Raw genomic sequence first — 19,356 nt, 5'->3', positions numbered from 1 at the left:
AGGGGATACGTCGCGGTCGGGGGCCGGGAGCCATGTGAGCGTAGCGTGACTGCGGCGTCGCAGTCTGCGAAGAGTAGGGGATCGGGTATGGGCAGATACGTTCAGCCGGTCGGCCCACCGTGCCGTTTCACCCGTCGGCGGCCGCGGCCGGGCGGCCGTCCGCCAAGGTCATCGGGGATCACCCGGACGGCGGAAGCCCTCTGACCACCTCCGTTCATGAGACGAAAAGACAGTCTGCGTCGTCTGGCGTGTCAACTTCCAGTTGTCGCCGTGTCGTTCGACGAACCCCAGGGACTGGAGTTCGTACAGCCTGCCGACGGCGTCATCCGGCGTGGTCGCCGCGCCGTGCGCGATGTCCCGCACCGCCATCTCCCCGCCAGCCGGCAGCACGGCGAGCACCCGCGCCGCCTGCGGCCCGAGCAGATCCCTGGGCACCACGGGACCGCGCCGCTCCGGAGCGAGGTCACCCATGGACCCCACCAGCTCCACGATCTCGGCGGCGCTGGTGACCAGCACCCCTTCACCCCGCAGGAGTTGGTGCACTCCGTCGGACAGGCCGCTGGTGGCCGGACCGGGTACCCCTATCGTGTGACGGCCGAGCGACCGCGCCCTGCGCGCCGTCACGAGGGCTCCGCTGCGGCACGCCGCCTCGACGACGACCGTGCCCCGAGTGAGCGCCGCGATGACGCGGTTGCGCTGGATGAAGCGGTATGCCGTGGGGTGGTCGCCGGGCGGTAACTCTCCTACGAGCAGCCCCTGTTCGGCGATCCGGTCGAGCAGTCTGAGGTGCCCGCGCGGGTAGGGGACGTCGACTCCGCTGGCGAGCACCGCCACGGTGGCCCCGCCCGCGCCCAGGACTCCCCGATGCCCGGCGCCGTCCACACCGTAGGCTCCGCCGGACGCCACGACCCAGCCGAGCTCGGCGAGCCCCGCGCCGAGCCGGGTCGCCATCCGGGCTCCGTACTCCGTGCAGGCTCGGGAGCCGACGACGGCCACGGACCGCAGCGCCCACAGCCGCAGCGAGGCCCGGCCGCGGACCCAGAGCCCTACGGGCCGCGCGCACCCCAGGTCGTCCAGCTGCGCGGGCCATTCGGCGTCTCCGGGACAGACGAACCGCGCCCCGGCCGCGGCCGCCGTCTCCAGGTCGCGTTCCGGGCGGGCCGCGGCGGCCCGCCCGCGCAGCCCTTCCCTACGGGCCGCCGTCACCCGCGGAAACAGCTCGGCCCCCGCTCTGAGCCGCTCCATCAGGCCGCGCGCCCCGTATGAGCGCAGCCACTGGCCGCCCACGTCGTCGCCGGGTTCCAGGACTCGGGTCAGCGCGACCCTGGCCGTCCGCTCCCCCTCCCCCAGGGCCACCGCGTCCGTACCCTGGCTGCCGTGTGTCTCCTCCGGGCCTGTCACGCCCCGCCTCCGACCGCCATCGGCACTCCGCGTGACACGCCCGTGCGCAGCTGAAGCGCCAGCATCACGTCCTGTTCGTCCGGTCTGGCGTGCGCGGCCAGGTCGGCGATCGTCCATGCGATCCGCAGCACCCGGTCCAGGCCACGGGCGGTGAGCAGCCCCCGCTCCAGGTCCCGCTCGGCTTCGGCGAGCGCGCCGGGGGCGGCCTGCCAGCGGGTCCGCAGCTCATGGCCGGGCACTTCGCTGTTGGTCTGCCAGGGCGTGTCCGACAGCCGGGCGGCGGCCCGCTGTCTGGCCTCCCGCACCCGGTGCGCCACGGTCTCGGTGGACTCGCCCTGTCCCGCCTGGCCGGTCAGCTCCGAGCGGGTGACCGGCTCGACGGCGACCTTGAGGTCCACCCGGTCCAGCAGCGGCCCGGACAGCCGGGCCTGGTAGCGGCGGATCACGAAGGGCGGGCAGTCACAGGACTCTCCGACCAGGCTGTACCTGCCGCAGGGGCAGGGGTTGGCCGCCAGGACCATGAGGAACTTCGCGGGCAGCCGGACCACGCCCGCCGCCCGTGCGACGATGACATGTCCGGCCTCCAGGGGCTGTCTGAGCGCGTCCAACGCCTTGGGGCTGTACTCCGGCGCCTCGTCCAGGAACAACACTCCGCGGTGCGCCAGCGAGACAGCCCCCGGACGTGGCAGGCCGTTCCCGCCGCCGATCAGCGACTGCATGGTGGCCGAGTGGTGCGGGGCGCAGTACGGCGGGATCTCGATCAGGGGGCGGCCTGGCGGGAGTATGCCCGCCACCGAGTGGACCGCGGTCACCTCCAGGGACTCCTGCCGGGTCAGCGGGGGCATGACGGACGGCAGCCGCTCCGCGAGCATCGTCTTGCCCGCGCCGGGCGGCCCGGACAGGAAGAGGTGGTGCCCGCCCGCCGCGGCGACCTCGATCGCCGCCCGAGCCGGGCCCTGGCCCACCACGTCGGCGAGGTCCTGCTGGTGTTCCCGGTTCGCCGCTTGGGCGCTGAGGCCCGTGCCCGCCCCGGCGCCGGGCACGGTGAGCGCGGCCAGGGACGGATCGGGGCGGCCGGGGTCGTCGGGCTCCTCCTCGGGCACCGGCTCGTCCGTGAGCACCGCGATCAGCTGTCGCAGGCTCCGTACGCCCAGCACCGAGACGCCGGGCACCAGGGACGCCTCGGCCGCCGTGCGCTCCGGAACGACCACCTTGGCGTAACCCGCCTCGGCCGCCGCCAGCACCGCGGGCAGCACTCCGGGCACCGGGCGCACCCGGCCGTCCAGGCCCAGCTCGCCGATCATGACGATGTCGGCCAGCACCCGCGGGTCGATCCGCTCGGCCGCGCCCAGTGTCGCCGCGGCGATGGCGAGATCGAATCCGCTGCCCGCTTTGGGCACGGCGGCGGGGCTGAGACCGACCGTGAGTTTCTTCTGGGGCCACTCGGCGTCGGAGTTCACCACGGCCGCGCGCACCCGGTCCCGGCTCTCGGTGAGGCTCTTGTCGGGCAGCCCGACCAGAGTGAACGCCGCCACACCCGGCTCCAGGTCCGCCTGCACCTCGACCACGACGCCCTCGACGCCGACCAGCGCCACCGAGCAGGTGCGTGCGAAGCCCATCTCAGGCCACCCCCCGCACATGGTCGACGACGGGGGCCCCGCGCCATGGCAGCAGGACGCCCACCAGGTCGATTCGCACTCCGCCCGCGGGCGGCCCGCCGTGCCTGGCCAGCCAGCGCTCGGCCAGGTCGCGCAGGCGGTCCGTCTTCACCGGTGTGACGGCCGCCATGGGATCTTCAAAGGGCCGCCGCTCGTCGGGGCCGGCTCTTCGGGTCTTGACCTCGCAGATGACCAGTACATCGCGGTCCAGCGCGACGATGTCGACCTCGCCGCCCCGGCCGCTTCGCCAGTTGCGGGCCAGGACGGTCATTCCGCTTTCGACCAGCCGCCGGGCGGCGAGCTGCTCGCCGTACTTGCCGAGTGCCCCCTGTGCGTTCATACGGCACCACCTCCGGCACCGAATGTGACGCATCTCCGCCCGACGAGTGGATCTTGGTGGACAACCCGTCAGTTGTGGATAACTCCGTCACGCCCCAGCGGGCGGGACGCCGGCCGAGGTGCGGATGTCAGCTGCTCGGCAGTTCGAGGTCGCTTTTGTTGAGCTCCTCGATATTCACGTCCTTGAACGTGAGGACGCGGACCTGCTTCACGAATCTGGCTGGCCGGTACATGTCCCATACCCAGGCGTCGGCCATGGTGACCTCGAAGAACACCTCACCTTGCACCGAGTGCACCTGCATCTCGTAGTCGTTGGTGAGGTAGAAACGCCGCTCGGTCTCGATCACGTATTTGAACAGACCGACGACATCGCGGTACTCGCGGTAGAGCTTGAGCTCCATCTCGGTCTCGTACTTCTCGAGGTCCTCGGCGCTCATGGCATGTTCCCCTTCAGCCGTGCGTCCCCCTATTGTGCGCCAGCCTCGCGCGCCCCTAGACGATTTCGGTGTCAAGGACCACGGGACTGCTCGGAGGACCCTCGTCAAGCAGCCTGCGCAGCAGCTCGGCGAGCCTGGTCGGATACACCGTCTCATGGCAGGCCGCCAGTTCCCGCCACGTCCACCACCGCAGCCCGGCGACGCTGCGCCGCTCAAGCTCGGTCAGCCCACCGCCGACCGTCGCGGGTGTCGCGGTCGGCGCGTCCTGTGCCGTATGGGCCAGGAAGTACCACTCGTCCTGGTCCCAGCGCCGCCCGGCGAACGGGAAAGAGCACACCCGCCGCCAGAGCACGGGGCCGAGCTCGGCATCCGTGATGCCGGTCTCCTCGGCGAGTTCCCGCAGCGCGGCCTGCTCGCGGGTCTCGTCGCCCTCGACGCCGCCGCCCGGCGTGAACCACCAGTCGTCGGCGGGGTCGCCCGGCTCGTGTCCGTGCAGCAGCAGGACGCGGTCCCGCGGGTCGAGCAGCACTACCCGCGCCACCTTGCGCAGGGCCCGCGCGGGCCCCTCGGGTTCAGCGGCCACGCGAGCGCACCCCGTCGCGATCGCCCCGCCGACGGCCGAGGAACCCCGCCACCGGCCCGTACGCGGCCCCGCCGAAGATCAGCACCGCCCCGGCCAGCACCGTGCCGAGTACCAGCCGCAGCGGCCCCGGCGAGGACAGCGCGCCGAGTTCCCCGAAGCCGCTGGGCCGCTCCAGCATCCCGCCCATCGGCCAGGCCACGGCGTCGACCCTGGCCGTCACTGCGTCGCGCGGCACCGAGCCCTGGCCTGCCTCGTCCAGATGTGAGCGGGAGTCCAGTGAGCCGCCGCGCTCGTCGCCGAGCAGGAAGAGCCGCCCTTCGGGCACGGTCGTCGCGGGGATCGGTGTGGCGTCGGACGGGTCCGTGGCACGCAGATACGGTTCTTCGATCGATGTGCCGTTGACCGAGAGCCGACCGTCCGCGTCACAGCACGCGACCGTGTCACCGCCGACGCCGACCACGCGCTTGACCATCGGCACGCCGCTGCCCCAGCTCTGCTCGGTGAACACCACGACATCGCCGCGGCGCACCTCACCGCCGTCGATCCGCTCGGCCAGCACCCGGTCGCCACTGTCGATGGTCGGCGCCATCGACTCCGTGGGCACCGTGTACGGCTGATAGAGGATCGCGCCCCAGACGAAGCCGCCGAGGAAGAGGACGCAGCCGAGCGCCACCGCGACCGACGACAGCACGCCGCCGAGCCTGCCGCGACTCTCGTCCGTACGTGGTGCTGCTCTGCTCATCCCGTCCCCGTGTCTCAGAGGCGACCCCGGACGCGCCGGCGCGGACGGCCCGTCCGCGCCACACCCCAGGGAAGATCGGCGATCTGGGACGGCACCCTACCCGGCGGTACCGCCGCCAGAAAGCCTCCGCCTGCGCCAGAGCACCAGCGGCACCGCACCGGCGAGCCCCAGTGCTCCGGGCGCCGCGGCCGCCGTCACGCCCGCGGCGTTGATGCCGGACTGGTCGAAGGTGCCGGGCACCGGCAGGGTGCCCCAGCGGTTGACCGGCCAGGCCTTCACGAACGCGCGACCCACCACGTTGTCGACCGGGACGAAGCCGCCGCCCGGTTCCTGTCGGTGGTAGCGCGAGTCGCTGGAGTTCTGGCGGTTGTCGCCCATCACCCAGAGGTTGCCCTCGGGCACCGTGACCTTGAAGATGCCGCCGTCATTGATGTCGGTGCAGGGCGTGCCCATCGTGACGTACGACTGCTCGTCCAGCGGCTTGCCGTTGACCGTCAGCGGCCCGGTCCCCTTGCACTCCACCGTGTCACCGGCGACCCCGACGACCCGCTTGATCAGGTCCTTGTCCTCGGCCGACGGCATCAGGCCGATGAAGCTCAGCACCGTCTGAAACGCGTTGGGATCAGGGGTCGGCTCGCCCTGGAGCCAGTCCCCCGGATCACGGAAGACCACGACCTCGCCGCGCTCGGGCTCCGCGCCGAACCACGGGGTCAGCTTGTCGACCAGCACCCGGTCGCCGCGCTCCAGGGTGTTCTGCATCGAGTCCGACGGGATCGAGAAGGCCTGGACCAGGAAGGTCTTGATCAGCAGTGCGAGGATCAGGGCGATCCCGATGAGCAGCGGCAGCTCCTTCCAGAAGGAGCGTGGCTTCTTGGGCTGGGACTTCCTGGATTCGGCGTCCCCGGAGGCCGAGTCACCGCCTGCCGAATCATCGGATGCCGAGTCCCTGGAGTCCCTGGATTCGGCGTCCGCGGACTCGGAGCCCCCGGCCTGGGGGCCCTCGGGTTCGGAACCGCCGCTGCTCACTTCGCGTTCACCTTCGGGTTCGTCGTGTCCTGATCGTGCACCGACGGCCAAGTCCCCCACATCCACTCCTCGTTCCGTGCCACTGCCTGTCCCATGCGCGACGCAGGCCTACCACTCCCATAACGAGCGGGAGTTCCGCAGGAGTCGGGAGGGGGATCCTCGTGGTCAAATCATTGGAGACCACCCTATGCGACACGCCGATCGCCGTGGCCGACTCGCCACGCGCGTCCCCGGCGTCCGGAACCGAGGCGTATGTCTCACGCTCCTCAAGGGTGCGCCAGTGCCCGACCGGCCAGGCGATGACCTTCGCCGTGCCGACGACGCCGTCCTCGGAGACCGTGCCGTTGAACGCCTCGTCCAGGTGGAAGCGGGAGTCCGCCGAGTTGTCGCGGTGGTCTCCCAGGACGAACAGACGGCCCTGTGGCACGGTCACGTCGAAGGTGCGGGGCGGTGCGTTCTGCTTCAGGTACGGCTCGTTGAGCGCGACACCGTTGACGGTGACCTGGCCGCTGTCGTCACAGCACGTCACCCGGTCACCGCCCACCCCGACGACCCGCTTGATCAGGTCCTGTTCGTCGTCGGACGGCAGCAGCCCGATGAAGGCCAGGGCCTTCTTGGCCTGCTTGACGCCGATCGGGTCGTCCTGCCGTCGTCCCGGCGACTCGTCCGCGAGCCAGTCACCCGGATCCTTGAAGACGACCACGTCGCCGCGCTGTGGCCTGGAGCCGAACCACGGAGTCAGTTTGTCGACCAGTACGCGGTCGCCGATGTTGATCGTCTGTTCCATCGACCCCGAGGGAATGACGAAGGCCTGGACCAGGAAGGTCTTCAGCACCAGGGCGATCAGCGCCGCGACGCCGATCAGCAGGGGTATCTCCTTGAACACGGAACGCCGTCGGCGCCGCCGCACCTTGCGGGCCAGCTTGCGCCGCTCGGCCCGCCCGGCCGGTACCGGGGCGCTGGTCGGCCGGGTCCCGGTGGGCAGCCGGGTGTCGACGCCGCGGTCCGCCCGTGGCCGTCCACGGCTACCCATGCGCGCCGTCCGGCGCGGGCACGCGCGCGAAGCTCGACGGGCGGTCCAGGGACGTCCAGCGGTTCAGCGGCCAGCCGATCCAGTCGGCCCTGCCGATCACGGTGTCGACGGGCACCATGCCGCCGCCGGGCTTGCCGAGCCGGTCGCGCGAGTCACTGGACCTGGCGCGGTGGTCGCCGAGAACGAACAGGGTCCCTTCCGGCACCACGACGTCGAACGGCACCGCCGACGGTTCGTCTCTCGGGTAGAGGTACGCCCGCTCGTCCACCGGCTCGCCGTTCACCGTGAGGCTCCCCTCCTCGCCACAGCAGACCACCCGGTCACCGCCGACCCCGACGACGCGCTTGATGTAGTCGGAGTCACCGAACGCGTCAGTGCCGTCGAAGACGACGACATCACCCCGCTGAGGCTCGGAACCGAAACGGTACGCCAACTTGTTGACCAGCACCCGGTCTCCGGCCCAGAGGGTGGGCTCCATGGAGCTGCTGGGGATCTGGAACGGCTGCACCACGTAGCTGACGAGCAGCAGGAACGCCAGGCAGGCGGCGCCGACCGCGGCGACCGCGCGCCAACTGAGCCACGTCCGCCGCCGGGCGATCCGGCACGACAGATACGGCGACACACGCACGGAGCGCGACCCCTCGCCGTCCCCCGCGTGGTCGGCGGGTTCGGGAGAGTGATCGCGCTCCGTGTGCTGTGCTCGGCTGTCCATCAGGGCCTGAGCCTAACCGGCCGCTCCGGCCGACGGCCCTGACGGGTCCGGGGCCCGGCCAGCGGACCAGGCCCCGGCGCGAGATCAGTTCTCGCGCTTCTCCTTGATCTTCGCGGCCTTGCCGCGCAGGTCACGGAGGTAGTACAGCTTGGCGCGGCGGACGTCGCCCTTGGTGACGAGCTCGATCTTCTCGACGATCGGGGTGTGCACCGGGAAGGTGCGCTCGACGCCGACGGAGAACGAGACCTTGCGGACCGTGAAGGTCTCGCGGACGCCAGCGCCCTGGCGGCGGATGACTACGCCCTTGAACTGCTGCACACGGGAGCGGTTGCCCTCGATGACGCGCACGTGGACGTTGACCGTGTCACCCGGACGGAAGGCCGGGACGTCGGTCCGCAGCGACGCGGCGTCGACGGAGTCGAGCAGGTGAGCCATGATCGTCTACTTCCTCGCCGATGCCACAGGTCATCGGCGGAATATCGTGAATGAGTCTCGGGGTGCTGACGGCGTCAGGCGGGCGTCGTGTCCCCCTGTGGCAGGGGCGCACGCTGGACGTACAGCAGCGGCCTATTCTTCCACGTCCTGGACCTTGCGCCAAAATCGGCCGCCGGGCTCGGGCGCCCAGCCGAGGATGGACAGCGTCTCGCGGTCCTTCTTGTCGAAGTCGGCCGCGTCGCAACGTTCCAGCAGGTCGGGCCTGTTGAGCGCGGTACGCCGCAGCGCCTCGTCCCGCCGCCAGCGCGCGATCTTGCCGTGGTGGCCGCTCAGCAGGACGTCCGGGATGCCGCGGCCGCGCCACTCGGGCGGCTTGGTGTACACCGGCCCTTCGAGCAGGTTGGCCATCGCGCCGGGCGCGAAGGAGTCGTCACGGTGGGATTCGGCGTTGCCGAGTACGCCGGGCAGCAGCCGGGCCACCGCCTCGGTGATCACCAGGACCGCGGCCTCGCCGCCGGCCAGCACGTAGTCGCCGATGGACACCTCGTACACCGGCATCCGGGTCGCGTACTCGTCCATGACGCGGCGATCGATGCCCTCGTAGCGCGCGGGCGTGAAGACCAGCCAGGGGCGCTCGGAGAGCTCGACGGCGAGCTCCTGTGTGAACGGGCGGCCGCTCGGGGTCGGCACGACCAGGGCGGGCCCGGCGGCGCCTGCCTCGTAGCCGTCGGCCAGGAGGGCGTCGAGGGCGTCGCCCCAGGGGTCGGTCTTCATGACCATGCCGGGGCCGCCGCCGTAGGGCGTGTCGTCGACCGTGTGGTGCCGGTCGTACGTCCACTCCCGCAGGTGGTGCACATGGACGTCCAGCTGCCCACGCGCGCGTGCCTTGCCGACGAGGGAGACGCTCAGGGGCTCCAGGTACTCGGGGAAGATCGTGACGACGTCGAGCCGCATCAGTCCTGGTCCCCCGGCTCGCCGCGCCCGGCCCCCGCGTGCCCGGACTCCTCGCGCGCGGACGCGATCTCCGCGCGGTCGTCGATCAGTCCCGGCGGCGGGTCGATGACGGCCCGCTGCTCCGCCAGGTCGATCCCGGTCACGATCTCCTCAACGAAGGGGATCATCACCTCGCTGCCGTCCGGGCGCTCCACGATGAACAGGTCCTGCGCGGCCAGGTGCGAGATCTCGGTGATCCGGCCGACCTCGGTGCCGTCGGTGAGCACCACGTCCAGGTCCACCAGCTGGTGGTCGTAGTACTCGTCCGGGTCTTCGGGCCGCTCGTCCGGGTCGACCTCGGCGATGAGCAGGGTGTTGCGCAGCGCCTCGGCGGCGTCGCGGTCACGGACGCCCGCGAAGCGCAGCAGCAGACGGCCGCTGTGCACCCGGCCGGTCTCGATGGTCAGCGGCCCGGCGGTCGCCGGGTCGGTGGCCAGTACGGCGCCGGGCGCGAGCCGCAGTTCCGGCTCGTCGGTGCGTACCTCGACGGTGACCTCGCCCTTGATGCCATGGGCGCGGCCGATCCGCGCGACTACCAGCTGCACGTGCGTTCTCTCCTGTCAGAGCCTGCTCTCCTACGACGTCGGGCCGGGGACGGCTCGAAAGCCCTCCCCGGCCCGAGCCGGTGCTGCGATGGTTCAGCGAACCTGGTCGACGTCGACGAGGTCGACGCGGACACCGCGGCCGCCGATAGCGCCCACGACGGTACGCAGGGCGCGTGCGGTGCGGCCGTTGCGGCCGATCACCTTGCCGAGGTCGTCGGGGTGCACCCGTACCTCGAGGACGCGCCCGCGGCGCAGGTCACGCGAGGCGACCCGCACATCGTCGGGGTTGTCGACGATGCCCTTCACGAGGTGCTCGAGAGCCTCCTCGAGCATGCTCAGGCCTCGGTCGACTCGGTGGATTCGGCCTTCTCGGCCTCGTCCGCCTTCTTGTCGGACTTCTTCGCCTTCTGGGTGATGGCCTCACCCTTCGGCTCGTCGGCGACGGCGACCGCGTCGAAGCTCGGGCGCTCGGCCTTCGGCTCCGGCTGCAGCAGCGGCGCCGGGGCCGGCAGGCCCTTGTGCTTCTGCCAGTCGCCGGTGAGCTTCAGGATGGCCATGACCGGCTCGGTCGGCTGGGCGCCGACGGACAGCCAGTACTGGGCACGCTCGGAGTCGACCTCGATGCGCGAGGGGTTCTGCACCGGGTGGTACAGGCCGATCTCCTCGATGGCCCGGCCGTCACGGCGGGTACGGGAGTCGGCGACGATGATGCGGTAGTGAGGCGAACGGATCTTGCCCAGACGCTTCAGCTTGATCTTGACTGCCACTGGAGTGGTGTCTCCTGGTCTTGACGTGGTGGGGCACAACGAGATGCCACGTGGGGTTGCGGTACCCGAGTGCCCGATGGACGCGTCAGCCGGAGGATGAGAGGGTTCCTGTGCGGCTGTCGAGTACAGCTAGTCATTGTGCCATACGCCATCGAGGGCGGCCGACCCCGGTGCCGGGCCGCCTCCGGGGTCCAGCCGCGTGCGTCATCTCCCGGCGGCCACCACCTCGGGGATGCGGAAGGGCTTGCCACAGCCGCCGCACACGATCGGCGCCTGGGCGAGCACCGACGGCACCACGCGGACGTTGCGTCCGCAGTCGCAGACCGCCTTGACCCGTACGCCGCCGCCGGACGAGCCGTGCCGCGCGGCGGGCCCCCGGAAGCTGCGTGCGGTGTCGTCGGACGTCGCGACGTCGTGTGCCTGGACGGCGCGCTGCAAGCGCTCGATCGTCGGGCGGTAGCGCTTCCTGGCCTCGGGGTTGAGCGAGACCAGGGAGAAGCCGCTGCTCGGGTGCGGTTCCTCGGGATGGTCCAGGCCCAGCTCCTCCGCGATCGCCAGGAAGCGGCGGTTGTGGTAGCGGCCGGCGCGTGAGGTGTCCCGGACGCCGCGCGCGGCGGCGATGCCGTGGACTGCCTCGTGCAGCAGTCGCTCGAAGGAGAGCTCGGCGCCACAGGCGGACGACGACTCTCCGATCAGGGATTCGGGCGCGGCAAGGTCCGGCAGCTCGGGGTGGTGCCGCTGAATGTCGGCCCACGCCTGTGCCAGCTCTGCGGCGAGAACAGGTGGTGTCGTGCTCACGTCGTGATAACGAGCCGGGGGCCCTCGGTGTTCCTATTACGGGGCATCTCAAATAATTTGCACGTACCAGTCGGTTGCTACTCATGCGTCACGACGACGGCGTGTGCGCTGATCTGCGGAGAAGCCACGCGTTCGCAGCAAGGTGGTACGTAGTGGCGCGTACGCCCCAGCGCGTAACCCCGGTCCGCGCGCCGGGTAACCCGTTCTCATCAGTTGCGCAAGAGACATTTCAGCCTGGTAACTCCCGGCGTGCGCCCCTCAGTACGCGCGGGCGACCAAAGCGACGTTACCGGGTGCGCCGTCCGCGTCCGGCACCGCCCCGTCCTCAGCGACCAGACACCGTACGGACACCGCGTGCTCGGCGAGCTTCGCCTCGCCCTCCGCGCCGAGCGTGGCCCACGGGATGCGCGCCCAGCCCCCGGCGGCCGTGGCCTCCAGGGCCTCGTCGAGCGTGGTGACGTCCGAGGTCCGGGACTCGCGGCGGGCACGGGCCTGGCTGAGGAGCAGCTTCTGGTCCTCTTCGAGGACCGTGGGAAGCAGCGCCGCCAGGCCGTCGACGGCGACGGCCTCCTTGCCGCCGGGAATGCGGCGGGCCAGCATCGCCGTGCCGCTCTCCAGGTCGCGCGGGCCGACTTCGACGCGTACGGGCACGCCCTTGAGCTCCCAGTCGACGGCGCGGCGCCCGAAGGGGACGTCGGTGCGGTCGTCGACCTGGACCCGGACGCCCGCGGCCCGCAGGGCGTCGCCGATCTCGCGGACCCCGGCGCGGACGGCGTCGTCGCCCTTGACGGCCAGGACGACGGCCTGCACGGGCGCGAGGCGGGGCGGGACGCGCAGCCCGTCGTCGTCGCCGTGCATCATCACCAGGGCGCCGATCATGCGGGTCGTCGTCCCCCAGGAGGTCTGCCAGACCAGTTCCTGGGTGCCCTCCTTGGACAGGTACCGGGTGTGGAAGGCCCTGGCGAAGTTCTGGCCGAGCTCGTGGCTGGTGCCGAGCTGGAGGGCCTTGCCGTCGCCCATCATGCCTTCGAGCGTGCGGGTGTTGAGCGCGCCCGCGAAGCGCTCCCTGGCCGTCTTGCGGCCCAGGACGAAGTCCATCGCCAGCACGTCGCGCATGAAGGCCCCGTAGACGTGCTCATGGATGCGGGCGGCGAAGTCGCGCGCCTCCTCGTACGTGGCGTGGGCGGTGTGCCCCTCTTGCCACAGGAACTCCGACGTGCGCAGGAACAGGCGCGGGCGCAGCTCCCAGCGGACCGCGTTCGCCCACTGGTTGATCTGGAGGGGCAGGTCGCGGTAGCTCCGCACCCACTTCGAGAAGTACTCGTTGATGATCGTCTCGGAGGTGGGGCGGACCACGACGGGCTCCTCCAGCTCCTTGCCGCCGCCGTGCGTGACGACGGCGAGTTCGGGCGCGAAGCCCTCCACGTGCTCGGCTTCCCTCGTCAGGTAGGACTGCGGGATGAACAGCGGGAAGTACGCGTTCTGGGTGCCCGTCTCCTTGATGCGGGCGTCCATCTCCTGTTGCATCCGCTCCCACAGGGCGTAGCCGTACGGCCGGATGACCATGGTGCCGCGTACCGGACCGTTGTCGGCCAGCTCGGCCTTGTTGACCAGATCCTGGTACCAGCGGGGGAAGTCGTCGGCACGGGGCGTGAGAACGGGAGCCTTCGCCATGGGCGCATGGTACGGCTCGGCCCGACCCCCTGGACGCCGTGGCGGATGGGGAGTTCTCTGGCATACGGGGGGCAGCGAGCGTCACCACTCGTCACCTCGCGTCGATTGGGGCACTGTCGATGACACCCACGCTCGTCCACACAGACCGAACGGAGCGGACGGAACGAACGGACGCGCGCGTACGCGCGCGGGACTGGGCGGAGATCCAGGAGCGGATGCTGGTGCCGCTCTACGAAGCCGTATACGAGCGGCTCGGAGTCGGCGCGGGCACCAGACTGCTCGGCCTCGGCTGCGGTTCCGGGCTCGCGCTGCTGCTCGCGGCGTCCCGAGGCGCGACGGTGACCGGTGTCGAGCCGGACGCCCCCGAACAGCTCGCGCTGGCCCGTGAGCGGCTGTCGCCAGGGCCTGAACCGGCCTCGCGGGGCCCGGCCGCCCGGCTGCTCGGCCAGACCCCCGACCGGGCGGAGGAGGCGGCGACCGCGGCGAGCCGACCCGCGTACAACCTGGTGACCGCCTTCCAGCCGATCGGCCGCGCGGCCGGGGACGGCGCGGGCCTCGTCGCCCTGCTGGAGCGGGCCGTGCCGCTCGCCGAGCACCGCGCCCCGGTGGTGCTGACGGGCTGGGGACCGCCCGAGCGCTGCGCCACCGCGTCAGTGCTGCGGGCGGCGGCGCGGCTGGCCGATCCGTCGCCCGCGACGGCCGGTCGGCGTCCCGCGCCGCGGGACGGCCTGGAGGGTGTGGCCCGGCGGGCCGGGCTGCGGGCGGCCCGCCAGGGGCATGTGGCCTGCCCCTTCGGGTACGCCGATGCAGGCAGTGCGGTGCGCGGGCTGCTGTCGACCGGGCTGTGCGACGCGGCGATCGAGGCGACGGATCCGGAGCGGGTGGCGAAGGAGCTCACGGAAGCGCTGCGGCCCCATCTGCGGCGGGACGGGACGGTGTGGATGGCGAACGCCTTCCGTTACCTCATCGCGCACACGCGCCCGTTCACCCGTCCTTCGTGAGCCGGGTGATGCCCGCCGCGCGGTACGCCTCCGCCTCCTCCAGCGTCTCGTTCTCCAGCAGCGCGGCCGCCAGCGCGTCCAGCTTGTCGCGATGCTCCCGGAGCTGGTCGCAGGCGCTCTCGTAGCACTCGTCGACGATGCGCCGCATCTCGTGGTCGACCACGTCGAGCGTCGCCGGGGCCGCCGCGAGCCCGTAGGGCTGCTGGCCGTCGTTCGGCAGCGCGGACAGGCGGCCGACCCGCTGGCTCATGCCCCAGCGCGCCACCATCCCCCGCGCGATGCCCGTCACCTGTTCGAGGTCGTTCTCGGCGCCCGTCGTGATGACGTCGAAGACGACGTGCTCGGCCGCCATCCCGCCCAGCGCGCCGATGATGCGCCCGCGCAGATACTCCTCGGTGTACGCGTACTTGTCGGCCTCGGGCGTCGACAGCGTCACGCCGAGCGCCCGCCCGCGCGGCACGATGGTGATCTTGCGGACCGGGTCGGCGCCCGGCTGGAGCATGCCGAGCAGCGCGTGGCCGCTCTCGTGGTACGCGGTACGGCGGCGGTCCTCGTCGGTCATCACGAGCGGACGCTCGGCGCCGAGCTGGATCTTCTCCAGGGCGTCGGAGAGGTCTGACTGGGTGACCGCGGGCTGGCTCCGCTTGACCGCGATCAGGGCCGCCTCGTTGGCCAGGTTGGCCAGGTCGGCGCCGGTCATCCCCGGTGTCGTACGGGCCACCTGGGCGAGGTCGACGTCCTCGGCCAGCGGGATCTCGCGGGTGTGAATCCGCAGGATGGCCTCCCGGCCGCCCCGGTCCGGCGGGCTGACCTGGACGGTACGGTCGAAGCGGCCCGGCCGGGTCAGGGCCGGGTCCAGGACGTCGGCGCGGTTGGTGGCCGCGATGACCACCACGCCCTCGGAGCCGGAGAAGCCGTCCATCTCGGTCAGGATCTGGTTGAGGGTCTGCTCGCGCTCGTCGTGGCCGCCCATCCCGGAGCCGCCGCCGCGGGCCCGGCCGATGGTGTCGATCTCGTCGATGAAGATGATGGACGGCGCCACCTTGCGGGCCTCCGCGAACAGCTCCCGCACCCGCGACGCGCCCACCCCCACGATCATCTCGATGAACTCCGAGGCCGAGGCCGAGAAGAACGGCACCTGAGCCTCGCCCGCGACCGCCCGTGCGAGCAGCGTCTTGCCGGTACCGGGCGCACCGGCCAGCAGGACTCCGCGCGGCATCTTGGCGCCCATCCTGCGGTAGGAGTCGGGGTTCTTGAGGAAGTCGACGACGTCGTTCAGCTCGCCCTGCACCTCGTCGATGCCCGCGACGTCCGCGAAGGTGGTGCGCTGGCCCGCCTCCAGCTCGACCGGCTTGGGCGGGGCCTTGCGGCCGAGCATGCCGCCGGCCCCGCCCAGGCCCGCCGCCATCCGCCGGGCGATGAACAGCCACAGCGCCACCAGCAGCAGGATCGGCAGCAGCGAGATCAGCAGGTTGCTGAGCAGGCTGGGCTCCTCGAACACCGGCTCGGCGGTGACCTCGACCTTCTGCTCGGTCAGCTCGTCCCAGAGCTTGTCCTCGGCGAAGCTGGGGCGCTGGGTGGTGAACCTGTCGTAGGTGCCCTTGTCCCCGTCGGGCACGTCCGCGGCCTTCTTCAGGTTGCCCTGGATCTGGTCGCCCTTGGCGTAGATCTTCTCGACGTTGCCGCCGGTGACCTGGCTGCTGAACTCGGTGTACGAGATCGTCGTGGGCTCGTCGTCGCCGAAGAAGGACAGCACGAGGTTGGTGGCCAGATAGACGAGCAGCGCCGTCAGGATCAGGCCGGTCCAGCGCATCTTCCGCTTGGGCGGTGGCGACGGCGCTCCCTCGGAGCGCCACGGCTGGTCGGTGCGGTCGCGTGGAGGCACGGGACTGGTCACGCTGGCCATTATCGACGCACGGGACAATCCCGGCATTCCCGGTGGGTCATGACAACGAGTAAGGGGCGCCCTCCAGGGAGGACGCCCCTTACCGGCCGTGTCACCGGCCGCGCTGCCGACCGACTTACCGGCCGTGCTGCTGGGCTCAGCCCATGAACTTCTTGAACTCGTCCGGCAGCTCGAAGTCCTGCGCCTGCTGGCCGCCCGGCATCCCGAACGCGCCGCCCTGCTGCGCCTGCTCCTCGCGGCGCTTGGCCGCCTCCAGCTCCTGCTGCTTGCGCTTCATCGGGTTGCCGGAGCGCTGCTTGCCCTTGGCCTGCTTCTGCTTCTTCTTCTGCCGACCGGGACCGCCGCCCATGCCCGGCATGCCGGGCATCCCCGGCATGCCGCCGCCCTGGGCCATCTTCGACATCATCTTGCGGGCCTCGAAGAACCGCTCGACGAGGTTCTTCACGGCGCTGACCTCGACGCCCGAGCCCTTGGCGATACGCGCGCGCCGCGAGCCGTTGATGATCGTCGGCTCGTTGCGCTCGGCCGGGGTCATCGACTTGATGATCGCGGCGGTGCGGTCCACGTCCCGCTCGTCGAGATTGTCGATCTGGCTCTTCATCTCCCCCATGCCGGGGAGCATGCCGAGCAGCTTGCTGATGCTGCCCATCTTCCTGACCTGCTCCATCTGGGCCAGGAAGTCGTCGAGCGTGAACTCCTTGGGGCCCTTTTGGAGCTTGGCCGCCATCTTCTCGGCCTCGGCCTGGCTGAAGGTCTGCTCGGCCTTCTCGATGAGGCTGAGCATGTCGCCCATGCCGAGGATGCGGGACGCCATGCGGTCCGGGTGGAACGCGTCGAAGTCGTCCAGCTTCTCGCCGTTGGAGGCGAACATGATCTGCTTGCCGGTGACGTGCGCGATGGAGAGCGCGGCGCCGCCGCGGGCGTCGCCGTCGAGCTTGGAGAGCACGACGCCGTCGAAGCCGACGCCGTCGCGGAAGGCCTCGGCGGTGTTGACCGCGTCCTGACCGATCATCGCGTCGACGACGAAGAGGACCTCGTCCGGGCTGACGGCGTCACGGATGTCCGCGGCCTGCTGCATCATCTCCTGGTCGATGCCGAGGCGGCCCGCGGTGTCGACGATGACGACGTCGTGGACCTTGGTCCTGGCGAACTCGATGGAGTCCTTGGCGACCTGCACCGGGTCGCCGACGCCGTTGCCCGGCTGCGGCGCGTACACCGCGACGCCCGCGCGCTCGGCGACGACGCTCAGCTGGTTCACCGCGTTCGGGCGCTGGAGGTCGCAGGCGACGAGCAGCGGCGAGTGGCCCTGACCCTTGAGCCAGCGGCCCAGCTTTCCGGCCAGCGTGGTCTTACCGGCGCCCTGCAGACCCGCGAGCATGATCACGGTGGGCGGGTTCTTGGCGAAGCGCAGGCGCCGGGTCTCGCCGCCGAGGATCGTCACCAATTCCTGGTTAACGATCTTGACCACTTGCTGGGCGGGATTGAGGGCCTGCGAGACCTCGGTCCCCGCTGCCCGTTCCTTGACCTGCTTGATGAAGGCCCGGACGACGGGGAGGGCGACGTCCGCCTCAAGGAGCGCGATACGGATCTCACGCGCCGTGGCATCGATGTCCGCCTCGGACAGGCGGCCCTTGCCCCTGAGGTTCTTGAAAGTCGCTGCGAGGCGGTCGGAGAGAGTATCGAACACGGCGGTCGCGAGTCCTCGGGTCGGGGGCGGGCGGGCAGATCGCCTTCCAGGGTATCTGGCCGCGGAAGTGCAAAGCCCTCGCCCACCTGATCTGGCGGGCGAGGGCGAAACCCCGCGCGGGCGGGGACGAGGCGTTGCCGATCTTCACGACCTGTTGCGCCGGGGGACCATCCCCGCGTCGGCGGGGACCACATCAAACAAACGTCGGAGATGACCCTGGGGTCACGCCCGCAGGCCCTCCTCCAACGCCCGTGCCACCGTCGTCGCCTCCTCCCTCGGCAGGGGTGCCCCGTCAGGGCCTGTGACGTAGAAAGCGTCCACGGCGTTGGCGCCCAACGTGGACGCGTGCGCGCTCCGCACCCGCACGTCCGCGTCCTCCAGCGCCCGCCCGATCCGGTGCAGCAGGCCCGGTGCGTCCTGGGCGCGTACCTCGATCACCGTCGCCAGCCGGGAGCCGGTCGGGGCGACCGTCACCCGCGGCGGCGGGGCCGGGACGCCGCGGCGGCGCGGATACGCGGCCTCGCGCTCGGCCAGCCGGGCCGGGATGTCGAGGGAGCCGTCCAGGGCCCGTACGAGATCCGCCCGCAGCCGGGCGGCCTGCGGCAGCGAGCCGTACTCGGCCGCCACCCGCCAGTCGAGCAGCAGGACCTCCCTGCCCAGGTCCTCCGGCAGCGCCAGGCCGCGCACCTCCGCGGTGCGCACGGTCAGCCGGTGCAGCGCCAGCACCCCGGCGACCGCGGACAGCACGCCCGGCTGGTCCGGCACCGCGATCAGCAGCTCCACGCCGAGCGGCTCGGGGTCGCCGACCGCGTCGCCGTCCGGCACCGGCTCCGGCTGGGCCCGCAGCGCGAGCACCGGGCCGCCGGTACGGAAGGCCTCCACGGCCAGCCGCTCCTGTTCCGCGGTGGGCGCCGCGGGCTCCGGTTCGTCGGGCGCGTCCCCGGCCAGTACCGCCGAGGCCCGCTTGACCAGGTCGGCCACCAGGGACCCGCGCCACGACGACCAGGCGGCGGGCCCGGTGGCCAGCGCGTCCGCCTCGGTCAGCGCGTGCAGCAGCTCCAGGGTCGACACGGAGCCGACGGCGTCCGCGACCGCCCGTACGGTCGCCGGGTCGTCCAGATCGCGCCGGGTGGCCGTCTCGACGAGCAGCAGGTGGTGCCGTACGAGGCAGGCGAGCTGGGCCGCGTCGGCGCGGTCGAAGCCGATCCGGGTCGCCATGTCGCGCGCGATGGTCTCGCCCGCCAGGGAGTGGTCGCCCGGCCAGCCCTTGCCGATGTCGTGCAGCAGGGCCGCGACCAGCAGCAGATCGGGGCGTCCGACGCGGCGGGTCAGCTCGGACGCGCGCACCGCCGTCTCGACCAGGTGCCGGTCGACGGTCCAGGTGTGCACGGGGTTGCGCTGGGGGCGGCAGCGCACCCGTTCCCAGTCCGGCAGCATCCGGGTGATCAGGCCTTCGGCCTCTAGCGCCGTCCATACGTCGACCGTGCTGCGGCCCGCGCCGAGCAGCGTCACCAGCTGTTCCCTGGCCTCGGCGGGCCAGGGCGCGGGCAGCGGGCATCCGGCGCCCGCGAGGCGGCGTACGGCGTGCGGGGACAGCGGCAGACCGGCCTGCGCGGCGG

20 protein-coding genes are annotated in these 19,356 nt (G+C 71.6%); 1 reads left to right on the top strand and 19 read right to left on the bottom strand.

The window, feature by feature from the left end:
* Positions 1-168 precede the first annotated feature (168 nt).
* From dprA to proS, 16 genes are all read right to left on the bottom strand, one after another.
* A complete protein-coding gene (dprA, locus tag ACX6XY_RS01425) occupies positions 169-1,401 on the bottom strand; it encodes a DNA-processing protein DprA (RefSeq protein WP_460325379.1) in 1,233 nt (410 codons plus the stop codon).
* Positions 1,398-3,020: a YifB family Mg chelatase-like AAA ATPase gene (locus ACX6XY_RS01420; RefSeq protein ID WP_460325377.1), complete on the bottom strand. Its 1,623-nt coding sequence runs from the start codon at positions 3,018-3,020 to the stop codon at positions 1,398-1,400. The genes dprA and ACX6XY_RS01420 overlap by 4 nt, the downstream gene beginning before the upstream one ends.
* A gap of 1 nt (position 3,021) precedes the next feature.
* Positions 3,022-3,399 (bottom strand): YraN family protein, encoded by a 378-nt coding sequence (locus tag ACX6XY_RS01415; RefSeq protein WP_460325375.1) that lies wholly within the window; start codon positions 3,397-3,399, stop codon positions 3,022-3,024.
* Positions 3,400-3,526: 127 nt separating this feature from the next.
* Positions 3,527-3,835, bottom strand: coding sequence for a DUF2469 domain-containing protein (locus tag ACX6XY_RS01410; RefSeq protein ID WP_355811750.1), 309 nt, complete (start codon positions 3,833-3,835; stop codon positions 3,527-3,529).
* Between the two features lie 55 nt (positions 3,836-3,890).
* Positions 3,891-4,418: an NUDIX hydrolase gene (locus ACX6XY_RS01405; protein WP_460325372.1), complete on the bottom strand. Its 528-nt coding sequence runs from the start codon at positions 4,416-4,418 to the stop codon at positions 3,891-3,893.
* Positions 4,408-5,160 (bottom strand): signal peptidase I, encoded by a 753-nt coding sequence (lepB, locus tag ACX6XY_RS01400; protein WP_460325371.1) that lies wholly within the window; start codon positions 5,158-5,160, stop codon positions 4,408-4,410. Before lepB (ACX6XY_RS01400) ends, ACX6XY_RS01405 begins: the two co-directional genes overlap by 11 nt.
* A 96-nt stretch (positions 5,161-5,256) precedes the next feature.
* Positions 5,257-6,246, bottom strand: coding sequence for a signal peptidase I (gene lepB, locus ACX6XY_RS01395; protein WP_460325369.1), 990 nt, complete (start codon positions 6,244-6,246; stop codon positions 5,257-5,259).
* Positions 6,194-7,219 (bottom strand): signal peptidase I, encoded by a 1,026-nt coding sequence (gene lepB / locus ACX6XY_RS01390; RefSeq protein WP_460325367.1) that lies wholly within the window; start codon positions 7,217-7,219, stop codon positions 6,194-6,196. Before lepB (ACX6XY_RS01390) ends, lepB (ACX6XY_RS01395) begins: the two co-directional genes overlap by 53 nt.
* Positions 7,212-7,931 (bottom strand): signal peptidase I, encoded by a 720-nt coding sequence (lepB, locus tag ACX6XY_RS01385; RefSeq protein WP_460325365.1) that lies wholly within the window; start codon positions 7,929-7,931, stop codon positions 7,212-7,214. Before lepB (ACX6XY_RS01385) ends, lepB (ACX6XY_RS01390) begins: the two co-directional genes overlap by 8 nt.
* An 84-nt stretch (positions 7,932-8,015) precedes the next feature.
* On the bottom strand, positions 8,016-8,366 hold the full coding sequence (gene rplS, locus ACX6XY_RS01380) for a 50S ribosomal protein L19 (protein ID WP_460325363.1): 351 nt from the start codon (positions 8,364-8,366) through the stop codon (positions 8,016-8,018).
* Between the two features lie 132 nt (positions 8,367-8,498).
* On the bottom strand, positions 8,499-9,320 hold the full coding sequence (gene trmD, locus ACX6XY_RS01375; RefSeq protein WP_460325361.1) for a tRNA (guanosine(37)-N1)-methyltransferase TrmD: 822 nt from the start codon (positions 9,318-9,320) through the stop codon (positions 8,499-8,501).
* Positions 9,320-9,904 carry a ribosome maturation factor RimM gene (gene rimM / locus ACX6XY_RS01370; RefSeq protein ID WP_460325359.1) on the bottom strand — a complete coding sequence of 195 codons (585 nt, stop codon included), beginning with the start codon at positions 9,902-9,904 and terminating at the stop codon, positions 9,320-9,322. Before rimM ends, trmD begins: the two co-directional genes overlap by 1 nt.
* Positions 9,905-9,997: 93 nt before the next feature.
* Positions 9,998-10,237, bottom strand: coding sequence for an RNA-binding protein (locus ACX6XY_RS01365; protein ID WP_460325357.1), 240 nt, complete (start codon positions 10,235-10,237; stop codon positions 9,998-10,000).
* A gap of 2 nt (positions 10,238-10,239) precedes the next feature.
* On the bottom strand, positions 10,240-10,671 hold the full coding sequence (gene rpsP, locus ACX6XY_RS01360; protein WP_460325355.1) for a 30S ribosomal protein S16: 432 nt from the start codon (positions 10,669-10,671) through the stop codon (positions 10,240-10,242).
* A 204-nt stretch (positions 10,672-10,875) separates the two neighbouring features.
* Positions 10,876-11,469 (bottom strand): hypothetical protein, encoded by a 594-nt coding sequence (locus tag ACX6XY_RS01355; RefSeq protein WP_460325353.1) that lies wholly within the window; start codon positions 11,467-11,469, stop codon positions 10,876-10,878.
* Between the two features lie 258 nt (positions 11,470-11,727).
* Positions 11,728-13,143, bottom strand: coding sequence for a proline--tRNA ligase (gene proS, locus ACX6XY_RS01350; protein WP_460325351.1), 1,416 nt, complete (start codon positions 13,141-13,143; stop codon positions 11,728-11,730).
* Between the two features lie 119 nt (positions 13,144-13,262).
* On the opposite strand from proS, the gene ACX6XY_RS01345 reads away from it, so the two are divergent.
* Entirely contained in the window at positions 13,263-14,144 is an 882-nt protein-coding gene (locus ACX6XY_RS01345) for an SAM-dependent methyltransferase (RefSeq protein WP_460325349.1), read from the top strand.
* Here the strand turns inward: ACX6XY_RS01345 and ftsH are convergent.
* The 3 genes from ftsH to ACX6XY_RS01330 all read right to left on the bottom strand — a co-directional run.
* Positions 14,128-16,041 carry an ATP-dependent zinc metalloprotease FtsH gene (ftsH, locus tag ACX6XY_RS01340; RefSeq protein ID WP_460325347.1) on the bottom strand — a complete coding sequence of 638 codons (1,914 nt, stop codon included), beginning with the start codon at positions 16,039-16,041 and terminating at the stop codon, positions 14,128-14,130. The genes ACX6XY_RS01345 and ftsH overlap by 17 nt on opposite strands.
* Positions 16,042-16,186: 145 nt before the next feature.
* Positions 16,187-17,737, bottom strand: a complete 1,551-nt coding sequence (ffh, locus tag ACX6XY_RS01335; protein WP_460325345.1) for a signal recognition particle protein — start codon at positions 17,735-17,737, stop codon at positions 16,187-16,189.
* A gap of 222 nt (positions 17,738-17,959) precedes the next feature.
* Positions 17,960-19,356, bottom strand: a 1,397-nt coding sequence (locus ACX6XY_RS01330; protein WP_460325343.1) for an ACT domain-containing protein, incomplete at its 5' end; no start/stop codon positions are given.

Source organism: Streptomyces sp. O3 (genome assembly GCF_054788135.1).
This window is presented reverse-complemented; position numbering and strand designations above follow the sequence as displayed.